Below are 22,116 nucleotides of genomic sequence, written 5' to 3' on the forward strand. Positions count from 1 at the left end.
TTTCTAGGGTAAAAACAATGTTAGATCTTGCTTATTTACAAACGGCACCAAAACAAACCGCACTTTTAAAAGCCGAATGTGCCGATTTTATCGTGAAAGAACATCTCGGCTATGACATGTCGGGTGATGGCGAATTTGTGGCATTAAAGGTCAGAAAAACCGATAACAACACCCTTTATGTGGGCGAAAAATTAGCGGCGTTTTGTGGTGTGCCTGCTCGAAATATGAGTTACGCAGGCTTAAAAGATCGCAAAGCCATCACAGAACAATGGTTTTGTATTCAAATGCCGGGCAAACCCACTCCCGATTTCAGCCAATTTCAACCGGACGGCGTAGAAATCCTTGAAGTTACCCGCCACAATCGCAAAATCCGCACGGGCAGTTTAGACGGTAATTATTTTGACATCCTATTACGCCACGCCACAGAAACCGATGAGCTAAAAGCGCGGTTAGAAATTGTCAAGAAAATCGGTTTTCCCAATTATTTCACCGAGCAACGTTTTGGGCGAGATGGGCATAATTTAACCGAAGCAATGCGCTGGGCAACGGGCGAGATCAAGGTGAAAGATCGCAAAAAACGCAGTTTTTATTTATCAGCTGCACGAAGCGAAGTGTTCAATTTAGTGGTGTCTGAACGCGTTAAATTAGGTTTAGCCACCCAAGTTTTACCCAATGATATTCTACAATTAAGCGGTACACACAGTTGGTTTAAAGCCGACCAAAATGAAGATTTAAACGCACTACAAGTGCGGTTAGAAACGCGTGACATTTTGCTCACCGCCCCACTTATTGGCGAAACAGAACAACACGCCAACGACATCGAAAACCAAATCGTGGCACAACACCAAGCCTTGCGCGACTTGATGAAACAAGAACGCCTAAAACCCGCCCGCCGCCCATTATTAATGCAAGCGGAAAACTTCAGCTGGCAATTTGAACCTGAGGGTTTACGCTTAAAATTCTATTTACCCGCAGGCAGCTATGCTACGGCGTTGGTGAGAGAGTTGGTGAATGTTGGGGATTGAATATCCCTAATTTTTCCCATCTCGATATTCTTTGGGCGTTCTTCCACATTCTTTCTTGAATACGGTGTAAAAATATTGCAAGGACGGATAACCGCAAATATCCGCCACTTCTTGCAACGGAATATCGGTATTTTGTAACATATGTCTTGCTCGCGCTAACTTCACTTCATGAATAACTTGGTGAATGGTCTTATTCATCTCCGTTTTAAAGCGTTGTTCCAAATTAGAGCGCGAAATTTTGAGATGATCCAAAACCTGATCCGCCTTAATACCTTGCGTGGCGTAATGGCGAATATAATGCATTGCCTGAATAACTAAGGGATCCGTTAAGGATAAATAATCGGTAGAACGGCGTTGTTCCACCCGCAACGGCGGAATTAACATAGGCTTATGATTAACAGGCAAGCCGTTTAACAAACGATGCAATAATTTTGCGGCTTGATAACCGATACGCTTTGTTCCTTGCACCACGGAAGATAAAGAGACACGTGATAAATATTGGATCAGTTCTTCGTTATCAATCCCAATAATACAAAGTTGATCCGGCACCGCCATATTGAGATATTCACAAGCTTGTAGCAAATGCCTTGCGCGCGCGTCCGTCACCGCAATAATCCCGGTGTGTTCAGGCAATTGGCTCAGCCATTCACACAATTGAGATTGCGCTTTAAGCCAGTTATCCGAATTGGCTTGCTCACCCAAATAAAGCTCGAAAGGGTAACCTTCCTTTTGCATAATTTGTACAAAGGCATTTTTACGCTCATTTGACCAATGTCTTTCCATGTCACTTTGCAACCCATAAAACGCAAATTTATGGATGCCTTTTTGTTTTAAATGAAGAAAAGCCGCTTCAACTAACGCGAAATTATCCGTTGCTACATAGGGATGATTCGGGTAAAAGGCAGGGTTTTGATAAGAACCACCCACCGCAATAATGGGAATCGTGGTATTTTCAAGCAGCTTCGCCGTTTCAGGATCATCGAAATCAGCAATAATGCCATCAATATCAAGTTCATGAATACTTTCTTTACGATAAGTAAAGTCATCTTCAATAAAGATATTCCACAAGCATTGAGACGCCTGAATATATTGCCCAACGCCTTCAATCACACTACGGTCATAAACCTTATTTGCATTAAATAAGAGAGCAATACGCGCATATTTCGATTCCATGATTTCTCATCCATTATTACCACTTTCCGCTTACTATACCGCAAAATGGCCATAAAAATAACCGCACTTGGGAATGAAGTGCGGTTGTTTTAGAGAGGGTTATGCTTTTTTCTTCGTCATCGTATCCATCCAAACAGCAAGCAACAAGATCGAACCTTTGACAATATATTGCCAGAATGTTGGTACATCAAGCATGCTCATTCCATTGTCTAATAAGGCAATTATTAATGCGCCAATGACCACACCATAAACACTACCAATACCACCAGCCAAACTTGCGCCACCAATAACACAAGCCGCAATGGCATCAAGCTCGGCATTTTGCCCTGCGGATGGCGCGCCGGCACCTAAGCGAGAACTTAGGATTAATCCTGCAATTGCCACCATAAAGCCATTGATAGAGAAAATCATTAATTTAATTTTTTCCACATTAATGCCGGATAATCTTGCGGCGTCAATATTGCCACCGATCGCGTAAATATGGCGACCAAAAGCGGTTTTACGGGCGATAAACATACCTGCAACAGCAAGGACCGCAAGCAGTAAAACCGGGAATGGAATACCGCGATAATCATTTAAAAGGTAAATCGCACCTAATACCCCAATGGCAAATAAGCCATATTTCATGGTTTCTTTACCCACATTTGGCACAGGTAAGTTTAAATTTTTACGTGCGTTACGTTGATATGTTCCCCATAAGAAAAAGCAAATAATGGCAACCGTACCTAAAATAAACCCTGTTGTATCAGAGAGATAACCTTGTCCTATTACGGTCATTTCTTTACTAATCGGCGATACGGTTGTCCCATTTGTTGCGCCGACTAACATGCCGCGGAAAATGAGCATACCTGCAAGGGTAACAATAAACGAAGGCACTTTGCGGTAAGCCACCCACCAGCCGGTACAGGTACCAAAAATGATCCCAATAGCCAAGGTGACAATAATGGTTAACGGCAATGGCCATCCCCACCATACATCAGCAATGGCGGCAAATCCACCAAGTAAGCCCATCATTGAGCCAACGGAAAGATCAATTTCAGCGGAAATAATGACAAAAATCATCCCGATAGCCAAAATGCCCGTAATGGATGTTTGCCGCAATAAATTAGAAATATTGCGTGCACTTAAATAAGCGCCATCAGTCGCAACAAAGAAAAATGCGAGAATAGCGATAATGGCAATAAACATCACATACACTTGTAGATTTATTGATTTTAATTTAGACATAGGTTACTCCTTAAGTGCCGCTTCCATTACTTGCTCTTGTGTTAGATTATGATTAATTAAATCTGCTTTAATCTGTCCTTGGTGCATAACCAGTACGCGATCACTAATTCCTAAAACTTCAGGTAATTCTGAAGAAATAACAATGACCGCCATTCCTTCTTTCGCTAATTGGTTGATTAATTTATAAATTTCATATTTAGCGCCTACATCGATTCCACGTGTTGGTTCATCTAAAATGAGAATTTTAGGATGCAATAATAAACATTTTGCAAGAATTGCCTTTTGTTGATTACCGCCACTTAAGCGTCCAATGGCTAATTCAGGTGAAGAGGTTTTCACCTTGAGCTGTTCAATGGATTGATTAATGATGGTTTCTTCTAAGGCATCATTAATGATTTTTCGACCAAAGCAGCAATCACGTAGGGATGATAGTGTGATATTTTTACCTACGCCCATAATAGGAATAATGCCGTGTTTTTTTCTGTCTTCAGGCACCATAACAATATTGTTTTGAATGGCTTCGCTACAATTTTTGATTTTAACTTTCTGATTGTTAACAAAAATATCGCATTGGTATTTTCCTTGGTAAGAACCAAAGATACATTGAGCCATTTCTGTTCGTCCTGAGCCAACCAAACCCGCCACACCCAAAATTTCGCCTGAATGAAGTGTGAAGTTCGCATTATTAACGCGTTTAATATGTGTATTAATGGGATGCCAAGCCGTGAGATTTTCTATGCGTAAAACTTCTTCACCAATAGTGTGTTCTTCATGGGGATAAAGAGAGGTAATTTCACGCCCTACCATCATGGTAATGATGTCATCTTCTGACATCCCTTCAGCTGAGCGGGTACCAATATGTTCACCATCGCGAATGACACAAATTTTGTCCGAAATCGCTTTAACTTCATTCAGTTTATGGGAAATATAGATACAAGCGATATTATGGGCGCTTAAATCTTTTACTAATGCTAATAAAATGCCAGTTTCTTTTTCTGTCAGTGAAGCGGTTGGTTCATCTAAAATTAATAAACGAACTTGTTTATTTAAGGCTTTAGCAATTTCGACTAATTGTTGTTGTCCAAGCCCTAATTCGCCCACTTTTGTGTTTGGGTCTATATCCAATTGCACTTGTTGCAACATTGTTTTGCAACGTAGATACATTTCATTATCATCAGTAATCCCCGCTTTCACCATTTCGTTACCTAAAAACATATTTTCAAGTACGGTCATATTTTTGACTAAGGTTAATTCTTGGTGAATGATGGAAATGCCTTTTTCTTCCGTATCTTTAATGCCTTTGGCGATGAGTGGTTCGCCTGAAAAATAAATTTCGCCTGTAAAATCGCCATGTGGATAAATTCCACATAACACTTTCATTAAAGTTGATTTACCCGAACCATTTTCACCACATAAAGAGAGAATTTCGCCCATTTCTAGGGTAATGGAAATATTGTTTAATGCTGTGACATCACCAAATTTTTTGGTGATATTTCTCATTTCTAATAATTGAGCCATAACAATATCCTTTTATTACTTTGAAAGTGCGGTCAAAACTGAGTCCGTTTAAACCGCACTTTGAGACGTTAATTAGCGAGATTATTTATAAATCGCCTCTTTTTTATGGAAACCATCTTTAACAACGGTTTCATTAATATTTTCTTTGGTAACCACAATGGGTTCGAGCAAGTAGGCATCAACGTCTTTCAATCCATTGTTTAATTTAGCATTAGGTTCAGGTTTTTCATCTTTACCTAATGCAACGGCAATCTCTGCAGCTTTATCTGCAAGGTTATTGATTGGTTTATACACGGTCATTGTTTGTGTACCATCAACGATACGCTTAATTGCAGCTAAGTCCGCATCTTGCCCCGAAATAGCGACTTTACCTGATAAACCTTGAGCGCTTAATGCTTGGATTGCACCACCAGCCGTAGCGTCATTCGAAGCAACGACCGCGTCAATATTATTTTTATTGGCAGTTAATGCATTTTCCATGATTTGCAATGCTTTCTCAGCAAGCCAGCTGTCTACCCATTGATCGCCAACGACTTTAATTTTTCCACTGTCAATTAAAGGTTGTAATACTTTCATCTGACCTTTACGGAATAATTTCGCGTTATTGTCCACCGGTGAACCGCCCATTAAGAAATAATTTCCTTCAGGTTTTTTCTCAATAATGGCTTGAGCTTGTAATTCACCCACTTTTTCATTATCAAATGAAACATAGTAATCAATTTCGGCATTATTGATTAAGCGGTCGTAAGCTAAGACTTTAACACCCTCTTTTTTCGCTTCTGCAATAACGTTGCTTAACACGTCACCATTGTGCGGAATAATCACTAACACATCGACATTTTTATTTAACATATTCTCAATTTGTGATATTTGAGCCGCATCATCGCCATTTGCCGATTGAACTAAAACTTTTGCGCCTAATGCTTCTGCTTTTTTGGTGAAAATATCACGATCTTTTTGCCATCTTTCTAAACGTAAGTCATCAATAGACATACCAATGGTTAACTCTTTAGCTGCAACGGGATTTAAGCTGATTGCAATAGCGGCAGCAAGAGATAATAAAGCAGTTTTTATTTTCATATAGCACCTCAAATGTTGGGTTAATAATCAGTAGAGCAACACTAACAACTTCGCTCAACCTGAAGTTTGAGCGTCTTGTTTTCTGAATTCAATTATTAGATTTCACAACGTCTTTACGTTTTTTCACTTTTGTGATCGTTCGCACAATAACCAATTATCGCAATACAAAAACAAAATAACGTAATTGCGCGAAGCAATGTTTTTGTCGATTATGCTCACGAAAAGCAAATCCACCTAGGAGAAATACTATGAGTAATTACTTCAATAAAATCGAAAAAGTGCAATATGAAGGCGTGAATTCCGGCAATCCATTTGCCTATAAACATTACAATGCCAATGAAGTTATTTTAGGTAAAACCATGGCAGAACACTTACGTTTAGCGGTGTGTTATTGGCATACATTTTGTTGGAATGGGAATGATATGTTTGGTGTGGGATCGCTGGATCGGAGCTGGCAGAAAGTGTCTGATCCGCTAGAAGCGGCGAAACAGAAAGCCGACATTGCTTTTGAATTTATTCAAAAATTGGGTGTACCTTATTATTGTTTCCACGATGTGGATGTCGCGCCTGAAGGCAATTCTTACACGGAATATGTGAAAAATTTTAATACCATTGTAGATATTTTAGAGAAAAAACAAGCAGAGACAGGTATTAAATTACTGTGGGGGACAGCAAATTGTTTTAGTCATCCACGTTATATGTCGGGCGCGGCAACCAATCCGAATCCTGATATTTTTGCTCGCGCAGCGGCACAGGTTTTTAATGCCATGAATGCCACAAAACGTTTAGGCGGTGAAAACTATGTATTATGGGGTGGACGTGAAGGCTATGAAACCTTGCTAAATACGGATTTACGCCGTGAACGTGAACAAATTGGTCGTTTTATGCAAATGGTGGTGGAACATAAACATAAAATTGGTTTTAACGGCACCTTATTAATTGAACCTAAACCACAAGAGCCGACTAAACATCAATATGATTACGATGTGGCAACGGTTTATGGGTTCTTGAAACAATTTGGGTTGGAAAAAGAAATCAAGGTGAATATTGAAGCCAATCACGCAACATTGGCAGGCCATACCTTCCAACATGAAATTGCTACCGCGGCGGCGTTAGATATTTTAGGTTCTATTGATGCTAATCGTGGTGATCCACAATTAGGTTGGGATACGGATCAATTCCCTAACAGCGTGGAAGAAAATACCCTTGCGCTTTATGAAATTTTGAAAGCGGGCGGTTTAACAACAGGTGGCTTTAATTTTGATGCCAAAATTCGCCGTCAAAGCACGGATCCTTACGATCTTTTCCACGGTCATATTGGCGCCATTGATGTTTTAGCGTTGTCATTGAAACGTGCGGCAAAATTATTGGAAGATAAGGTGCTGGAAAATGTGGTGGAACAACGTTATGCCGGTTGGAATGGCGCATTAGGTCAACAAATTCTAAATGGTCAATCATCATTAGAAGCCTTGGCAACTGCGGCTTCAAGCCTTGATCCACAACCTGTTTCAGGACAACAAGAGTATCTTGAAAACTTAGTGAATAATTATATCTATCGTTAATTTTGAAGTGCGGTCAGAAATGAGAAAAATTTTGACCGCACTTTAATTAAGGAGCTTTTATGTATATTGGTATTGATTTAGGCACTTCGGGTGTAAAAGTAGTGTTACTTGATGAAAATCAGCAAATTATTGCCACTACTCAGCAAGCTCTTCCTATCTCTCGCCCACAACCACTTTGGTCGGAACAAAATCCTGAAGATTGGTGGTATGCGGTTAATCTGGCGATGCTCGCCCTTGCTCAACAGCAGGATTTATCTGCCGTTAAAGCCATTGGGCTCACAGGGCAAATGCATGGTGCTACTTTATTAGATAATCATGATCATATTCTTCGCCCTGCCATTTTATGGAATGATGGGCGAAGTGCGGCTGAATGTGCGGAATTAGAAACACAGGTGCCGAATTCTCGTGAAATTACGGGTAATTTAATGATGCCGGGTTTTACGGCGCCCAAATTAAAATGGGTAAAAAACAACGAGCCGGCTATTGCAGAAAAAGTGCATAAGGTATTGTTACCGAAAGATTATTTGCGTTTGGTAATGACGGGGGAATATGCTTCCGATATGTCCGATGCTTCAGGGACCATGTGGCTTGATGTGGGGAAACGGAGTTGGGATACGTCCTTGCTTCATGCTTGTGGTTTAGATGAAAGCGCCATGCCGAAGTTGTTTGAAGGTAATCAAATTACCGGTTATCTTCGCGCGGAATTAGCGAAAACTTGGAAAATGAATTGTGTGCCTGTCGTGGCAGGGGGCGGCGATAATGCCGCCGGTGCAATAGGGATTGGTTTATATCAAGCAGGACAGGCAATGCTTTCCCTTGGCACTTCAGGTGTGTATTTTGTGGTAACGGATAAATTTACGGCGAATCCACAAAAAGCGGTGCATAGTTTTTGTCACACGTTACCCTATCGTTGGCATTTAATGTCCGTTATTTTGAGCGCAGCTTCTGCGGTAGATTGGGTTAAAAAAGTGACGGGCATGGCAGATGTTCAAACCTTATTTAAACAAATCGAACAAAGTGCGGTGAATTCTGAAGCGATTTTCTTGCCGTATTTATCAGGCGAACGCACGCCCCATAATGATGCCTACGCCAAAGGCGTATTTTGGGGATTAACCCATAATGATAACGCGGTCACTCTCGCCAAAGCGGTCGTTGAAGGTGTGAGTTTTGCCATGGCAGATGGCATTGATGTGTTACACGAAACGGGCGTTGTAGCGGAGAATATTGCACTGATTGGCGGCGGCGCAAAAAGTGCGTATTGGCGGCAATTGTTGGCAGATATTACTGGACGAACCATGGAATATCGCACAGGCGGAGATGTTGGCCCTGCCCTTGGTGCCGCCAAATTAGCCCAAATCGCATTACATCCAAATGAAGACCTTGCCAATTTCTGCCAACCATTACCCTTAGAAGCGGTTTATCAACCTAACTTAGCCAAAACGGAATTTTATGCAGAAAAACGCGCAAAATATGGTGAAATTTATCAGCGGTTAAAAGGTGGATTTTAGAATTAGTAGCGTTGAACGGGGCGATAATGTATCGCCCCTATTACCGTCTCTATGGTCGATTTAACAGACATTTCTTAATTTCTAGCGTGGCAACGCCACGCAATTATACCTAACCGATTACGCCGTAGGCGTTGTCGGGTAATAAGCCCCTATTTCTTCAACCAAATGCGCTCTTGGTAATCGCGGATTGAGCGGTCGGAGCTGAAGATGCCTAGGCGTGCGGTGTTTAAAATTGCGCTGCGCACCCATTGGGCCTGGTCGAGATAAGCTTTACCAATGGTGTCTTGGGTTTGGCGATAGCTGTCGAAATCCGCAAAGACTAAGAATGGGTCGCGTTCAATGAGACTGTCTAACATAAGTTTGAACTCATCTTTATTGCCGGCAGAAGCATGACCATGTGCTAAGAAATCTACTGCATTTTTCAATACAGGGTTGTTCAAATAATAGTCTTTTGCCACATAGCCGTTGGCTAATAATTCGCGTACGCTTTCTACGGTATGCCCGAAAATAAAGATATTTTCATCGCCTACCATTTCTGCAATTTCAACGTTGGCGCCGTCAAGTGTGCCTAAGGTTAATGCGCCGTTTAGGGCGAATTTCATGTTACCTGTGCCTGAGGCTTCTTTGCCTGCCATAGAAATTTGTTCGGACACATCTGCCGCAGGGATGATTTTTTCGGCCAAGCTGACGCGATAATCAGGTAAGAACGCCACTTGTAGACGGTCGTTCACTTGTTTATCGTTGTTGATAATGTCTGCCACGTTGTTAATGGCGTGAATGATATTTTTCGCCAAATAATAACCCGGCGCCGCTTTACCGGCAAAGACGAACACGCGTGGTGTGTAGTCTTGGTTTGGGTTTTCTTTCAATGATTGATAAGTGGCAATAATGTTCAATAAGTTCAAATGTTGACGTTTGTATTCGTGGAAACGCTTGACCTGAACATCAAAAATGGCATTGGGATTGACATTTAAGCCTAAAGTTTTGTGGATTTCATTGGCTAACACAATTTTGTTGTCGTGTTTAATTTGGGCGTATTCTTGGCGGAAGTTGGTGTCGTCCGCAAATTTTTCTACGCCGGCAATTAAATCCAAATGTCTCGTCCAATCGCCTTCAACTGAACGGTCAATTAAATTGGCCAATTTCGGGTTAGCTTGGCGGATCCAGCGGCGTGGTGTGATGCCGTTGGTGACGTTGCAGAACTTGGTTGGGAATAAGCGGTGGTATTCCGGGAATAAGTCAGATACCAATAAGTCAGAATGTAATTGTGCTACGCCGTTTACCGCAAAACAGGTCACAACGCAAAGGTTCGCCATGCGGACGCGGTGGTTGAATAAAATAGCGACTTTTTCCCAAACCTGTGGATTCTCGCCAAATTCTGACCGCACTTTTTGCGCAAAAAGGGTGTGAATTTTTTCCACGATTTGGAAATGGCGTGGTAATAATTCTTTGAATAATTTTTGATCCCATTGTTCTAAGGCTTCCGGTAACACTGTGTGGTTCGTGTAAGCAAAGGTTTGTGAACAAATTGCCCAAGCGTCATCCCAGCTGTAATCGTATTCATCTAATAAAACACGCATTAATTCAGGGATGGCTAAAGTTGGGTGGGTGTCGTTTAATTGAATGACTTGATATTTCGCGAAGTCTTTTAAGGCACGACCTTGCGCCAAATGGCGATCTAAAATGTCTGCCACGGAACAAGCGCAGTGGAAATATTGTTGCATTAGGCGTAATTGTTGCCCTGCATGGTGGTTGTCGTTAGGGTAAAGCACCTGCGTTAATGCCGCGGCGTTCACGATTTGTTTGTCGGCATTTAAGAAATGACCGTCATTAAAGGCGCTGAGATCGAAGCATTGATCGTTGTCAGCGTGCCATAAACGTAAGGGTTGGATGACGTCATTTTGATAGCCTACAATGGGCAAATCAAAGGCTTTGCCTTGAATGGTTTGTGCCGGTGTCCATTGATATTTATCGCCTGACAGGCATGTGCTTTTACCGCCAAAACCGATGATTTTGGTTTTTGACGGATTAAAACGTTGCCAAGGGTAACTGTCTCTTGACCAAGTGTCCGCACTTTCTTTTTGTTTGCCATCTTCAAAAGATTGTTTGAATAAGCCATATTGATAATGTAAGCCGTAACCTGTGGCGTTTTGTCCTAAGGTTGCCATGGAATCCACAAAGCATGCCGCTAAACGACCTAAACCGCCGTTACCTAATGCCGGGTCGCGTTCTTCTTCTAAGACGTCCACTAATTCAACGTCATATTGTGCCAAATAGTTTTTTACGTCATCGTAATAGCCTAAGTTCATTAAGTTATTACCGGTTAAACGCCCCACTAAAAACTCTAATGATAAATAGTTAACGTGGCGGGTTTCTGTGGTTGGCGCAACAGGTTTGCTGTAAGCCAAGGCTAACGCGCCGTTGGAAACAATGTGATACCATTGTTGTGTGGTTAATTGTTTCGGCGAAGCCACATCATAGTTGTGGCAGTATTGTTCAACGATTTTTGAAAACGCTGATGTTGAGAAAGACATAGATAACTCCTTGATATGATTAATTTGGTCAATTCCGTAATAAATTTGTGGTTTATTATGTTTTATGCATTTCAAATAAAATCATCTTTGTTATAATTTCATGAGTATGAGATCTAAGACGTAATTACGCCCTAGGGGGCGTAGAAGTGTAGTTTTAAGGAAATTCATCATATGCTCATCCCATCGAAGTTCAATGTTGCACCACATTCGCCCAAAAATGTATTGCGTTCAAAACTATTGTCTCTATTAAAGCAAGCCAAAAATTATTCACTTACCTTAGTTCAAGCGCCGGCAGGTTATGGCAAAACCACCGCGCTCTCGCAATGGGCGGCGCAACAACCCCATTTATGTTGGCTTTCCTTAGATAAAATGGATAACGATCCGGACACCTTTTTTCAGTATTTTCATGCCGCCATTCTTCGCGCTTGCGGCAAAACGGATCTTCCGTTATTGCACGAAAAAGGCGATCTTTTTCAGCGCATGAATGAGTTCCTCATTCATGTTTCTACTGTAGAAACAGCGTTTTCGGTGGTGTTAGATAATTTTCATTGCATTACGCAACCTGAGATCCTGCGGGCATTAAAATATTGGCTGGAACATCAGCCTGACAGCATGTCCTTAGTGATTTTAACGCGCCAAGGTCCGGCTTTAGGTATTGCCTCATTGCGTGTCAAAGAAAGGGTATTAGAAGTGGGGATGAGCGAGTTGGCATTTTCGCCAAATGAAAGTGTGGAATTTATTCATCAGCGTTTATCTCAAGCGATTCCCGATAAAACCATTACCGCTTATCACCAAATTGTCTCAGGCTGGCCGACCGCACTTTGTTTAACGGAAGTGGTTTCGACCGCGGCGCAGACGAAAGCATTGCAGCTGAATGTCAATTATTTGAGCGATTATTTGCAAGATGAAGTTTGGGCGGATTTGAGTGAAAATGAACAACAGTTTCTTTTACATTGCGGTTTGTTGCGTCAATTAGATGAAAGCGTGCTTTCTATTTTACTCGGCGATATGACGATTCATCAAAAGCTGTCTCAATGTGAAAAAAAAGGCGTTTTTTTGCAGCAATCCCCGTCAGGACAGTGGCAATTCCATGCGCTTTTTCATGATTTTCTGCGCCAACAAAGTGCGGTGAATTTGGGTGAACAATTTGATCTGTTGCATTATCAATTAGCGGAAATTTGGTTGCAACGCAATGAACTCACTGAAGCCGCTTATCACGCAATGCAACTGAAAAATAACGAAACCTTATTGAAAATCTTGGAAACCCACGGTTGGAATTTATTTCATCAAGGGGAATTAGCCTTATTGGAACAAGGGCTGAATAAGCTCAACGATGTGGTGTTAAAAGAAAAAATTGATTTAGTGTTATTACAAGCTTGGGTGATTCAAAGTCAACATCGTCACGGGGAAGTGATGTCGATTTTAAATAATATTTCCACCGCACTTTCCACGAAAACCCTTTCCTTATCCGTTGAACAGCAAGCCGAATTAGACGTGCTACGCGCGCAAGTAGTGATGAATGACGGCGATGACAAACAAGCTTTTACCTTAGCCGATAATGCCATCAAACATCTTTCGCCGAAAAGCTATTACGCCCAAATTGTCGCCATGTCGCTGTTAGCGGAAGCCTTGCATTGTCAAGGGCAGTTAGCCGATGCTTTAGTGCGTTTCCAGCAAACGGAAAAAATGGCACGCCAATATCATACCTATCAGCATATTTTATGGCCGTTGTTACAACAATCGGAAATTTTACTGGCTCAAGGTTTTCTGCAAGCCGCTTACGATAATTTAGAGAAAGCGGAGATTTTCGTGCATGAAAATCACTTGGAGAAATTCCCTATGTATGAGTTTGTGCTGCGCTTAAAAGGGAAGATTGCTTGGGAATGGTATGATCTTGAAACCGTAGAACGGGTGGCAAATGCAGGGATGGCGGTGTTAACGAAACCCTCAGAACGTCTTCAATGTTTGGCGTTGTTGTGCAAAAACTCGTTGGTTCGTGGCGATTTGGATAACGCACAGCGTCAGTTAAAAGATATTGTCGCATTGCAAAGTATGCATAATTATCACCCCGATTGGTTAGGCGCGGCAAACGAAGCGCAACTGTTGATGTGGCAAATGCACGATAATAAAGAAGTGGCGCAAAACTGGGTTATTCAAGTGAATCCACCGAGTTCGGATAAAAACCATTTTAGCCAACTACAATGGCGCAATTTAGCGCGTGCTTATATTCTCATCAATGATTTTGAGAAAGCCAAAGCCATTCTTGATCGGTTGATTGACACTGCGCGAGCCATTAGTTTAACGAGTGATTTAAATCGCGCCTTAATCTTGCGCAATCGGCTTTATTTTTTACAAAATGAGAAAATCTTGGCGCAAAATGATTTGCTTGAAGCCTTAAAGCTCACGAGACAAACGAATTTTATCAGTGCCTTTGTGGTGGAAGGGGAAATGATGGCGCAACAAATTCGCCATTTATTGCAATTGAATGTGCTAGATGAAATTGTGTTACATAAAGCCCAATTTATCTTGAAGCATATCAACCAATTCTACCGCCATAAGTTTGCTCATTTTGATGAAGAATTTGTGTCTAAATTATTAAATGATTCAAAAGTCCCTGAATTGCTGAAAATCAGCCCATTGACCCAGCGCGAATGGCAAGTTTTGGGTTTGATTTATTCGGGTTACAGCAATGATCAAATTGCAGACGAATTACAAGTCGCACCGACCACCATTAAAACCCATATTCGTAACTTATATCAAAAAATTGGCGTCCCAACGCGCCAAGAAGCGATTAATTATACGAGAGAGTTGTTGAGTTTGATGGGGTATCATTAGTGAAATACGATGTTAGATAGTCACTGCACAAGGCTTACGTTTCGACAGGCTCAACGACCGTCTTGTGCAACAGCCATATAATAGCGAATTTTTCAGCCCCAGCGGGGCTGGGTTTAAGGAACCTGGCACGGCGCGTGCTAGGTGATTTTTATTGCAGCTTATTTCCCACCCCAAACCACAAACACTTTATCATCGCCTAAAGTGCGGCTAAAAGCGTAATAGTTTTGGGTTGAGCGATCTTGGTGTTCGCCGGCGCCGATGGCTTGATGACGTTGGCGGAATTGTGCCACTTTTTGCCAATGCTGTTGCAAGGCTTGTTTGTCTGCATTGGTTTGCAACTCATTCCAGTTCATATCAGAACGCGTGCCTTGTACCGCATCGGATCCTGTGGCACCAAATTCACGTCCGCTTTCATCGCCATAATAAATTTGAACCGCCCCTGACGCCAACAGCAATAAATCAGCCGCGGTTTTTTGTTTGGTTAAATTTTGTTGGCTGTCAGAATGGAAAAATAACCGCGTATCATGGGATGAAAGATAGCTTAACACATTGGAATCTTTTAATTTATGATTCATTTCACCATAAACAGGTTCGATATTGGCAAAGCAGTCTAAGGCGTTTTTCGCTTGATCTTGGAAATCAAAATTAATCATGGCGTCAAAACCATTTTGGTAATAATCGCTTTTGAATACGCCATGTCCCCAAGCTTCGCCCGTCATCCAAAATTTATCACCAAAACTTTCTTTCGGATTGGCTTGTTGCCATTGGGTTAGGGCTTGTTGTGCTGCTTGTTTTAACGCCAACCAAGTGGATTTTTCCACGTGTTTTGCGGTATCTACGCGAAAACCATCTACGCCATATTTACGTACCCAATCTGACAACCATGTAATCAAGTAATCGCGTACGTTGGCGTTTGGTAAGTCTTTGGCGTGAGTATCCTTATGTTGGAAAAATACAGGTAATTTCACCGCACTTTCGCTCTCGGTTTTCAAGTCAGGCAAGGCAGAAAGGGACATTTGTAAGTCATCAAATTTTGGGCTGTCGTAATCCCCCATATCGGCACGCACCCAATCTTTGCCCCACCAATGTTGCCATGCTTTCGCGTCGCCAAATTTGATGAAATCATTAAAACTATGCCAGTTTTGTCCTGATTTGGGTTTCCAATTTGTCCATTTTTCCCCAAGCTCGGCTTTCATTTCTTCAGGTTTGAGATAAAAATCGCCGAACTTAAACTCTTGCATATCTGCTAGCGTTGCGTAGCCTGTATGATTCATGACGATATCAAATAAAACCCGCATACCACGTTTGTGTGCCTGTTGAATAAAGTTTTTCAGATCCGTTTCGGTACCCATATTGGCATCTACTTTGGTCCAATCTAAATGATAGTAACCGTGGTAACCATAATGCGGAAAATCCCCCTTATTGCCGCCACCAACCCAGCCGTGGATTTGTTCCAATGGCGAGCTAATCCAAAGCACATTAACGCCCAATTGTTGCAAGTAATCTAATTTTGCCGTTAAGCCTTTTAAATCACCACCGTGGAATGTACCGATTTCTTGCATACCGTCTTTGTGACGACCATAGCTATTGTCATTGCTTGGATCGCCGTTGTTAAAACGGTCGGTTAACACAAAATACACCGTGGCATTTTTCCAATCAAAAACCGCATTATTTTTCACCGCACTTTTCTCTAATAACAACAAACCGTTGGCATTTTTCTCAGGCATAAAGGTCACTTTGCCATTTTTCACTGTGGCGGTTTTTCCCGAGTAAAAATCACGTACTATTTCGCCATCCGCAAAGGTGGACGACACATCAATTTCAATCGGTTGTTGATTCCAAACAGGGCATTGTTTCACCGTGGTTTTATTTTCTTCTTTGACCTGCTCAACGCTAATTCTCAACGTTGGAGTGCCACTACGCATATCAATTTGCGCGCTGTAATTTCCCTTACGGAATAAACGTAGTTGTGGCGTATCAGAGGTGCAAGGAATAAGAGAGGTAGTTTGATTGAGTTTAATAGCGTTTTGCGGTTGGTAACATTGATTGTTGAAAGTGAATTTTAAGGGGTAGCTCCCTTTTTCTAATTGACTTTGGGCTTGGAATAGGTTGCTTTCAATTTCGTTAAAATGCGTAAATTCATTATGTTGCCAAGATTGACCAAAGGCATGAGTTGCACAAAATAAGCTGAGATAGAGAATGGATTTCTTCATGGAATGGAACCTGTGTGATTAATACTGGTAGATATATGAGAACTGTGTACTGGAATGTTGACCACCCTATACGAGCCGTATAGGGTTCATTAATCTGAGCCGCTCTGCGGCTCTTCCTTTCAGCCCCAGAGGGGCTGGGTTTAACGAACCTAGCACGGCGCGTGCTAGGTTTATTTTTCTGATATTATGCCATTACCCCATTACCCCTTCACACCACCTGCAGTTAATCCACCGATTAACCAACGTTGTGCTAATAAGAACACAAGGGTAATAGGAATGGCAGATAACACGGCAGCCGCCGCAAAGTCGCCCCAGAGATAGTTTTGTGGGTAAAGATATTGTTGCATACCTACCGCAAGGGTGTAGCTTTCCACATCACGCAATAATAAAGACGCCACAGGGACTTCAGTGATTGCAGCGATAAAGGAAAGAATGAACACTACCGCTAAAATTGGCACAGACAGTGGTAATAAAATTAAGCGGAATGCTTGCCATGGTGTTGCACCGTCAAGTGCAGCCGCTTCTTCCAATGAACCATCGATGGTTTCAAAGTAGCCTTTAATGGTCCAAACATGTAACGCGATTCCGCCTAAATAGGCGAAGATTACGCCGCCGTGGGTATTTAAACCTAAGAACGGAATGTATTGACCTAAACGATCAAATAAGGCGTACAAGGCAACTAATGAAAGTACGGCAGGGAACATTTGGAAAATTAACATGCCTTGTAGGATGGTTTTTTTACCTTTGAATTTCATGCGCGCGAAAGCGTAAGCACAGGTTGTGGATAAGGTCACAATGCCTATAGATGTCACTGTGGCAACTTTAATTGAGTTCCATAACCAGGTTAATACAGGGAATGGCGGCGGTGTGACTGTACCGTCCGGATGAGTCACATCAAATCCCAATGCGGCTTGCCAATGTTCCCAAGAAATTTGAGTAGGAATAATATCACCGATAGCTAGGTTACCGGGGCGCAAAGAAATACCGATAACCATAAGTAACGGAAAAATAATTAATGAGAGAAATGCGATTAAAACTAAATGGGTTGCCCATACTTTATAACGCATTGATTTAGATTGAACAATCGCCATATAAACTCCTTAAAACGCAAGGTTTAATTCAATAATGCTTATAATTCCATTTTGGTGGCTTTGATATTTAACAAGGCTAAACCACCCACCAATAAGAAGATAATCGTTGCAATGGCTGCGGCTAAACCAAAGTCTTGTGAGCCACCCCCTTCAAAGGCGATACGGTAAGTGTAGCTGACTAACAAGTCGGTATAACCTGCCGGTGTGGTTGTGCCGATCATATCCGGGCGACCATTGGTTAATAATTGAATTAACACGAAGTTGTTAAAGTTAAATGCAAAAGAGGCAATCATTAATGGTGTTAATGGTTTCAACAATAATGGGAATGTAATTTTGCTGAAGTTTTGCCATGTTGATGCGCCATCCATGGCAGAGGCTTCATAAAGATCTGCCGGAATTGCTTTAAGTAAGCCCATACATAAAATCATCATATAAGGATAACCCAACCAAGTATTGACGATTAAAATCATCACTTTGGCTAGGAATGGATCGTTAAACCACTCAGGGCTAATACCGAAGAGATGATTTAAGATCATATTGATTTCACCAAAGCTCTGGTTAAATAATCCTTTGAAAATCAAAATAGAAATAAAGGATGGTACGGCGTAAGGTAAGATTAATAATAAACGATAAACGGCACGACCTTTTAAGGCTTCCCATTGAACTAAACAGGCTAAAATCATCCCTAAAATTACCGTGAATACAACGGTTAATAATGAGAAAATCACTGTCCAAATAAAGATTTGAATAAAGGGTTTTTGAATGCCTTCATCGGTAAAGATTTTGACGAAATTATGGAAACCTGTCGTCACCGTATAACCCGGTTCTAAGGTTTCAGATAACCATTCGCCTGAGGCATTAACCGCTTGGAAGAAACCAATATCATCATTGGCGCGATAGGTTTTGCCGTTTTCGTTATTGGTTAATAGTTTGCTTTCCGCATCAAAACTATAACGGGCTTTTTGTTCAGAGAATTGACGTAAAGAACTCATGGTCAATTCATTGTTATTTGGCAGAATCACTTTCATCGCCTGAAGTGCGGCGCGATTTTGTGTAATAACTTTAAGTGGCGCGACTTCGCTTTCCGGTGCCGCTTGTTCCGTGACTGTCACCTCTTTAGCATTTAAAGCGATATTCTCTGAAACAAAGGTTTGTGCTGTGGCGGAATTCGTTAAGGCAATTTTATATTGACCATCCGCTTGCGGATAAAGTTTAAAGTCATATTTATCGCCCGCAAAATAGCGTTGTTCTGTAAGCACAGAAACCGCACGGTCAAAGGCTAATTGGTTTGAACCGCTGTAATTGGTAAAGGCGATAGCAATGGTTGCCACTAAGGGGAACAGAATGAAAATCGTCATCCCCATAATACCCGGGTAAACATAACGCCAAGCATACACTTTTTTGCTGCTAAAAATGTAGATACCCGAAGTTAAAATGATTAAGGTTAGAAGGGCAAAAAGGTATTCGCCTTGAGAGTAGATTAAAAAGACAAAATAGAAGTCAATAAATAGAATCAGACTGACTAATGCTTTTTTGAGCCAACTGAGTTGATGTGATTGTGCAGACATAAAAACACCTCGAATTTAAACCGCGCTTTAGGGGTGATTTTGTATTTGTAGGATGAGCAAAAGTACCCATCCTACGAATTTATATTTTATTGTTTTTGGATACGCGCACGTGCGTCATCTAAGGCTTCTTTCACCGTTTGACGACCGGTTACCGCATTGTTAATCGCTGATTTTTCAGCATACCAGAATGCAGTCATTTGAGGGATGTTCGGCATAATTTCCCCTTTTTGTGCATTTTCCATGGTTGCCGCAATGCGAGAGTCTTTCGCTAACACTTCTTGATAAGATTTTAATGCCACCGCGCCCAAAGGTTTATCTTTGTTGACAGCATCTAAACCTTCGTTAGTTAATAGATAGTTTTCTAAGAACTCTTTGGCTAAGTCTTTATTTGGGCTGGCTGAGTTAATCCCTGCGCTTAATACGCCTACAAACGGTTTAGATGCTTGACCGTTCAAAGTTGGTAATACCGCTACGCCGTAATCGATACCGCTTTTCTCAATATTGCCCCAAGACCAAGGACCATTAATGGTTAATGCGGTTTGACCTTTATTGAATGAGGCTTCCGCAATCGCGTAGTCCATATCCGCGCTGATATTTTTGTTTTTCACCATATCAACAACGAATTGAAGTGCTTTGATAGAACCTTCATTGTTCACACCAATATCGTTAACGTCATATTTACCGTTGGCAAATTTAAAGGCGTAACCACCGTTAGAAGCCACCACCGGCCATGTGAAGTAAGGTTCAGAAAGGTTCCACATAATGGCGTTTTTGCCTTCTTTTTTGAGTTTTTTATCTAACTCAAGAATTTCTTCCCATGTTTTTGGTGGGGTTGGAGTGAGTTTTTTGTTGTAAATTAATGAAATTGCTTCAATCGCTACCGGGTAACCAATCACTTTGCCGTTATAGGTTTCCGCATCCCAAGCGAAATCCACGAATTTATCTTTAAATTCTTTGCTCGGAGTCACTTCCGTTAATAAACCTGATTGTGCATAGCCACCAAAACGGTCGTGCGCCCAGAAAATTACATCAGGGCCGTCACCTGTTGACGCCACTTGCGCAAATTTTTCTTCTAAACGATCCGGGTGTTCCACTAAAACTTGAACACCGGTGTCTTTCTCAAATTTTTTACCCACTTCCGCTAAGCCGTTATAGCCTTTGTCGCCGTTAATCCAAATAACCAGTTTACCTTCTGTCATTTTTGCCATTACAGAAGTAGATAAAACAGCGGCTGCCACTGCAGTTAATGTTAAAGTAAGAATTTTCTTTTTCATAATTGACTCCTAGTCAGACAGAATAAAATTGGGTTCATTATGATGAATAATAAACCATTGTTATCATCCCCCTTTCTACGCCCCCACGCCAATAAATTTGAATTAGATCGCATTTTTGCGAGTATGACGGAAAAAGTGTGATCTGTGTCACAAAATTTAGCGATTAAAATGTGACCTAGATCACAAAAATGCCGATTAAAAATAGAAAATATTTTTTTGGAGCGAAAAAAGCTTCAATTTGTTTCAGCCTAAGATTTTTTTGTAGAGGATGATTTTTTCCTGTCTCAAAAGGGTCATCATTCAGCAAAAATTGTGTTCCAGTAATTAGAGGTTCAATTATGGCAGATGTCGTTTTACGTAATGTTGGTAAGTCTTACGGTGATGTGCATATTACAAAAGGCGTTAACCTTGATATTAAAGAAGGCGAATTCGTGGTTTTTGTCGGCCCGTCCGGCTGTGGTAAATCAACCTTGTTAAGAATGATTGCAGGGCTTGAAGATATTACCGCAGGTGAGCTTCATATCGGTGAAAAATTAATGAATGACATCGAGCCGTCTAAACGTGGTATCGGTATGGTGTTCCAATCCTACGCCCTTTATCCGCATTTAGACGTAGCAGAAAACATGTCTTTTGGACTTAAATTAGCCGGCGTAAGCAAAGCAGAGCGCGATCAACGTGTAAACGAAGTGGCGGAAATTTTACAACTTGCCCACTTATTAGACCGCAAACCAAAAGCCTTATCAGGCGGTCAACGTCAACGTGTTGCCATTGGTCGTACGCTGGTTTCTCAACCCGAAGTTTTCTTACTTGACGAACCCCTTTCAAACCTTGATGCCGCCTTACGTGTGCAAATGCGTGTGGAAATCTCAAAATTACACAAAAAATTAGGTCGTACTATGATTTACGTGACCCACGACCAAATTGAAGCCATGACTTTGGCGGATAAAATCGTGGTGCTTCAACCGCTTGGCAACGACCCAACTATTACGACCAACGTAGCACAAGTGGGCAAACCATTAGAGCTTTACCACTACCCGGCAAATCGTTTCGTTGCGGGCTTTATCGGTTCGCCAAAAATGAATTTCTTACCGGTCAAAGTGGTGGCGGTAGAAAAAGAAAGAGTGAAAATCGAATTACCCGATGCAAATCATCATAATTTCTGGATCCCTGTGGTGGGGGATGGCGTGCATGTGGGGCAAATTTTATCCTTAGGGATTCGCCCAGAGCATTTGGTTCCTGCAGATCAAGCGCCGGTTTCCTTACACGGTATTGTGAAAATTGTGGAAGTGTTAGGGAACGAAACCCAAATTCACTTAGAAATTCCGGAAATCAAAAAACCGTCTCTCGTTTATCGTTGTAGCGACATTATGTTAGCGCAAGAAAATGACGAAATGGACATCGGTATCGTGCCGGAACGTTGCCACCTATTTAAAGAAGATGGAACGGCTTGTCAACGCTTACACAAGGAAAAAGGCGTTTAATTTCAAAGGCGTTAAATCTTTTTGATA

Annotated in this window: 14 protein-coding genes; 5 read left to right on the top strand and 9 right to left on the bottom strand. The window is 41.5% G+C overall.

The features are described from left to right. The first annotated feature begins 17 nt into the window (after nucleotides 1-17). A complete protein-coding gene (gene truD, locus E7T07_RS00845; RefSeq protein ID WP_135709041.1) occupies nucleotides 18-1,025 on the top strand; it encodes a tRNA pseudouridine(13) synthase TruD in 1,008 nt (335 codons plus the stop codon). Between the two features lie 6 nt (nucleotides 1,026-1,031). On the opposite strand, the gene E7T07_RS00850 is transcribed toward truD, so the two are convergent. From E7T07_RS00850 to xylF, 4 genes are all read right to left on the bottom strand, one after another. Beyond that, nucleotides 1,032-2,198, bottom strand: a complete 1,167-nt coding sequence (locus tag E7T07_RS00850; protein ID WP_135709042.1) for a XylR family transcriptional regulator — start codon at nucleotides 2,196-2,198, stop codon at nucleotides 1,032-1,034. 99 nt (nucleotides 2,199-2,297) lie between these two features. Further along, nucleotides 2,298-3,425, bottom strand: coding sequence for a sugar ABC transporter permease (locus E7T07_RS00855; protein WP_135709043.1), 1,128 nt, complete (start codon nucleotides 3,423-3,425; stop codon nucleotides 2,298-2,300). A 3-nt stretch (nucleotides 3,426-3,428) separates the two neighbouring features. Next, a complete protein-coding gene (gene xylG / locus E7T07_RS00860) occupies nucleotides 3,429-4,943 on the bottom strand; it encodes a D-xylose ABC transporter ATP-binding protein (RefSeq protein WP_135709044.1) in 1,515 nt (504 codons plus the stop codon). An 81-nt stretch (nucleotides 4,944-5,024) separates the two neighbouring features. Then, entirely contained in the window at nucleotides 5,025-6,023 is a 999-nt protein-coding gene (xylF, locus tag E7T07_RS00865) for a D-xylose ABC transporter substrate-binding protein (RefSeq protein WP_135709045.1), read from the bottom strand. Nucleotides 6,024-6,271: 248 nt separating this feature from the next. Between xylF and xylA the strand changes: the two genes are divergently transcribed. Next, on the top strand, nucleotides 6,272-7,585 hold the full coding sequence (gene xylA / locus E7T07_RS00870) for a xylose isomerase (protein ID WP_135709046.1): 1,314 nt from the start codon (nucleotides 6,272-6,274) through the stop codon (nucleotides 7,583-7,585). A 59-nt stretch (nucleotides 7,586-7,644) separates the two neighbouring features. Continuing rightward, entirely contained in the window at nucleotides 7,645-9,093 is a 1,449-nt protein-coding gene (gene xylB, locus E7T07_RS00875; RefSeq protein WP_135709047.1) for a xylulokinase, read from the top strand. Nucleotides 9,094-9,242: 149 nt separating this feature from the next. Here xylB and glgP read toward each other — a convergent pair whose 3' ends face one another. Continuing rightward, nucleotides 9,243-11,627, bottom strand: coding sequence for a glycogen/starch/alpha-glucan family phosphorylase (gene glgP / locus E7T07_RS00880; RefSeq protein WP_135709048.1), 2,385 nt, complete (start codon nucleotides 11,625-11,627; stop codon nucleotides 9,243-9,245). 171 nt (nucleotides 11,628-11,798) lie between these two features. On the opposite strand from glgP, the gene malT reads away from it, so the two are divergent. After that, nucleotides 11,799-14,462 carry an HTH-type transcriptional regulator MalT gene (malT, locus tag E7T07_RS00885; protein WP_135709049.1) on the top strand — a complete coding sequence of 888 codons (2,664 nt, stop codon included), beginning with the start codon at nucleotides 11,799-11,801 and terminating at the stop codon, nucleotides 14,460-14,462. Between the two features lie 158 nt (nucleotides 14,463-14,620). Here malT and E7T07_RS00890 read toward each other — a convergent pair whose 3' ends face one another. The 4 genes from E7T07_RS00890 to malE all read right to left on the bottom strand — a co-directional run bounded on the left by E7T07_RS00890 (nucleotide 14,621) and on the right by malE (nucleotide 20,608). Continuing rightward, complete coding sequence (locus E7T07_RS00890; protein ID WP_135709050.1) at nucleotides 14,621-16,675, bottom strand: alpha-amylase; 2,055 nt, start codon at nucleotides 16,673-16,675, stop codon at nucleotides 14,621-14,623. A 200-nt stretch (nucleotides 16,676-16,875) separates the two neighbouring features. Next, nucleotides 16,876-17,766, bottom strand: coding sequence for a maltose ABC transporter permease MalG (gene malG / locus E7T07_RS00895; RefSeq protein WP_135709051.1), 891 nt, complete (start codon nucleotides 17,764-17,766; stop codon nucleotides 16,876-16,878). A gap of 38 nt (nucleotides 17,767-17,804) precedes the next feature. Then, a complete protein-coding gene (gene malF / locus E7T07_RS00900; protein ID WP_135709052.1) occupies nucleotides 17,805-19,334 on the bottom strand; it encodes a maltose ABC transporter permease MalF in 1,530 nt (509 codons plus the stop codon). An 86-nt stretch (nucleotides 19,335-19,420) separates the two neighbouring features. Next, nucleotides 19,421-20,608, bottom strand: a complete 1,188-nt coding sequence (malE, locus tag E7T07_RS00905) for a maltose/maltodextrin ABC transporter substrate-binding protein MalE (protein ID WP_135709053.1) — start codon at nucleotides 20,606-20,608, stop codon at nucleotides 19,421-19,423. Nucleotides 20,609-20,946: 338 nt separating this feature from the next. On the opposite strand from malE, the gene malK reads away from it, so the two are divergent. Continuing rightward, nucleotides 20,947-22,089, top strand: coding sequence for a maltose/maltodextrin ABC transporter ATP-binding protein MalK (malK, locus tag E7T07_RS00910; protein WP_135709054.1), 1,143 nt, complete (start codon nucleotides 20,947-20,949; stop codon nucleotides 22,087-22,089). Nucleotides 22,090-22,116: the final 27 nt, after the last annotated feature.

It is taken from the genome of Actinobacillus porcinus (assembly GCF_901764995.1).
Classification (GTDB): Bacteria; Pseudomonadota; Gammaproteobacteria; order Enterobacterales; family Pasteurellaceae; genus Exercitatus; species Exercitatus porcinus.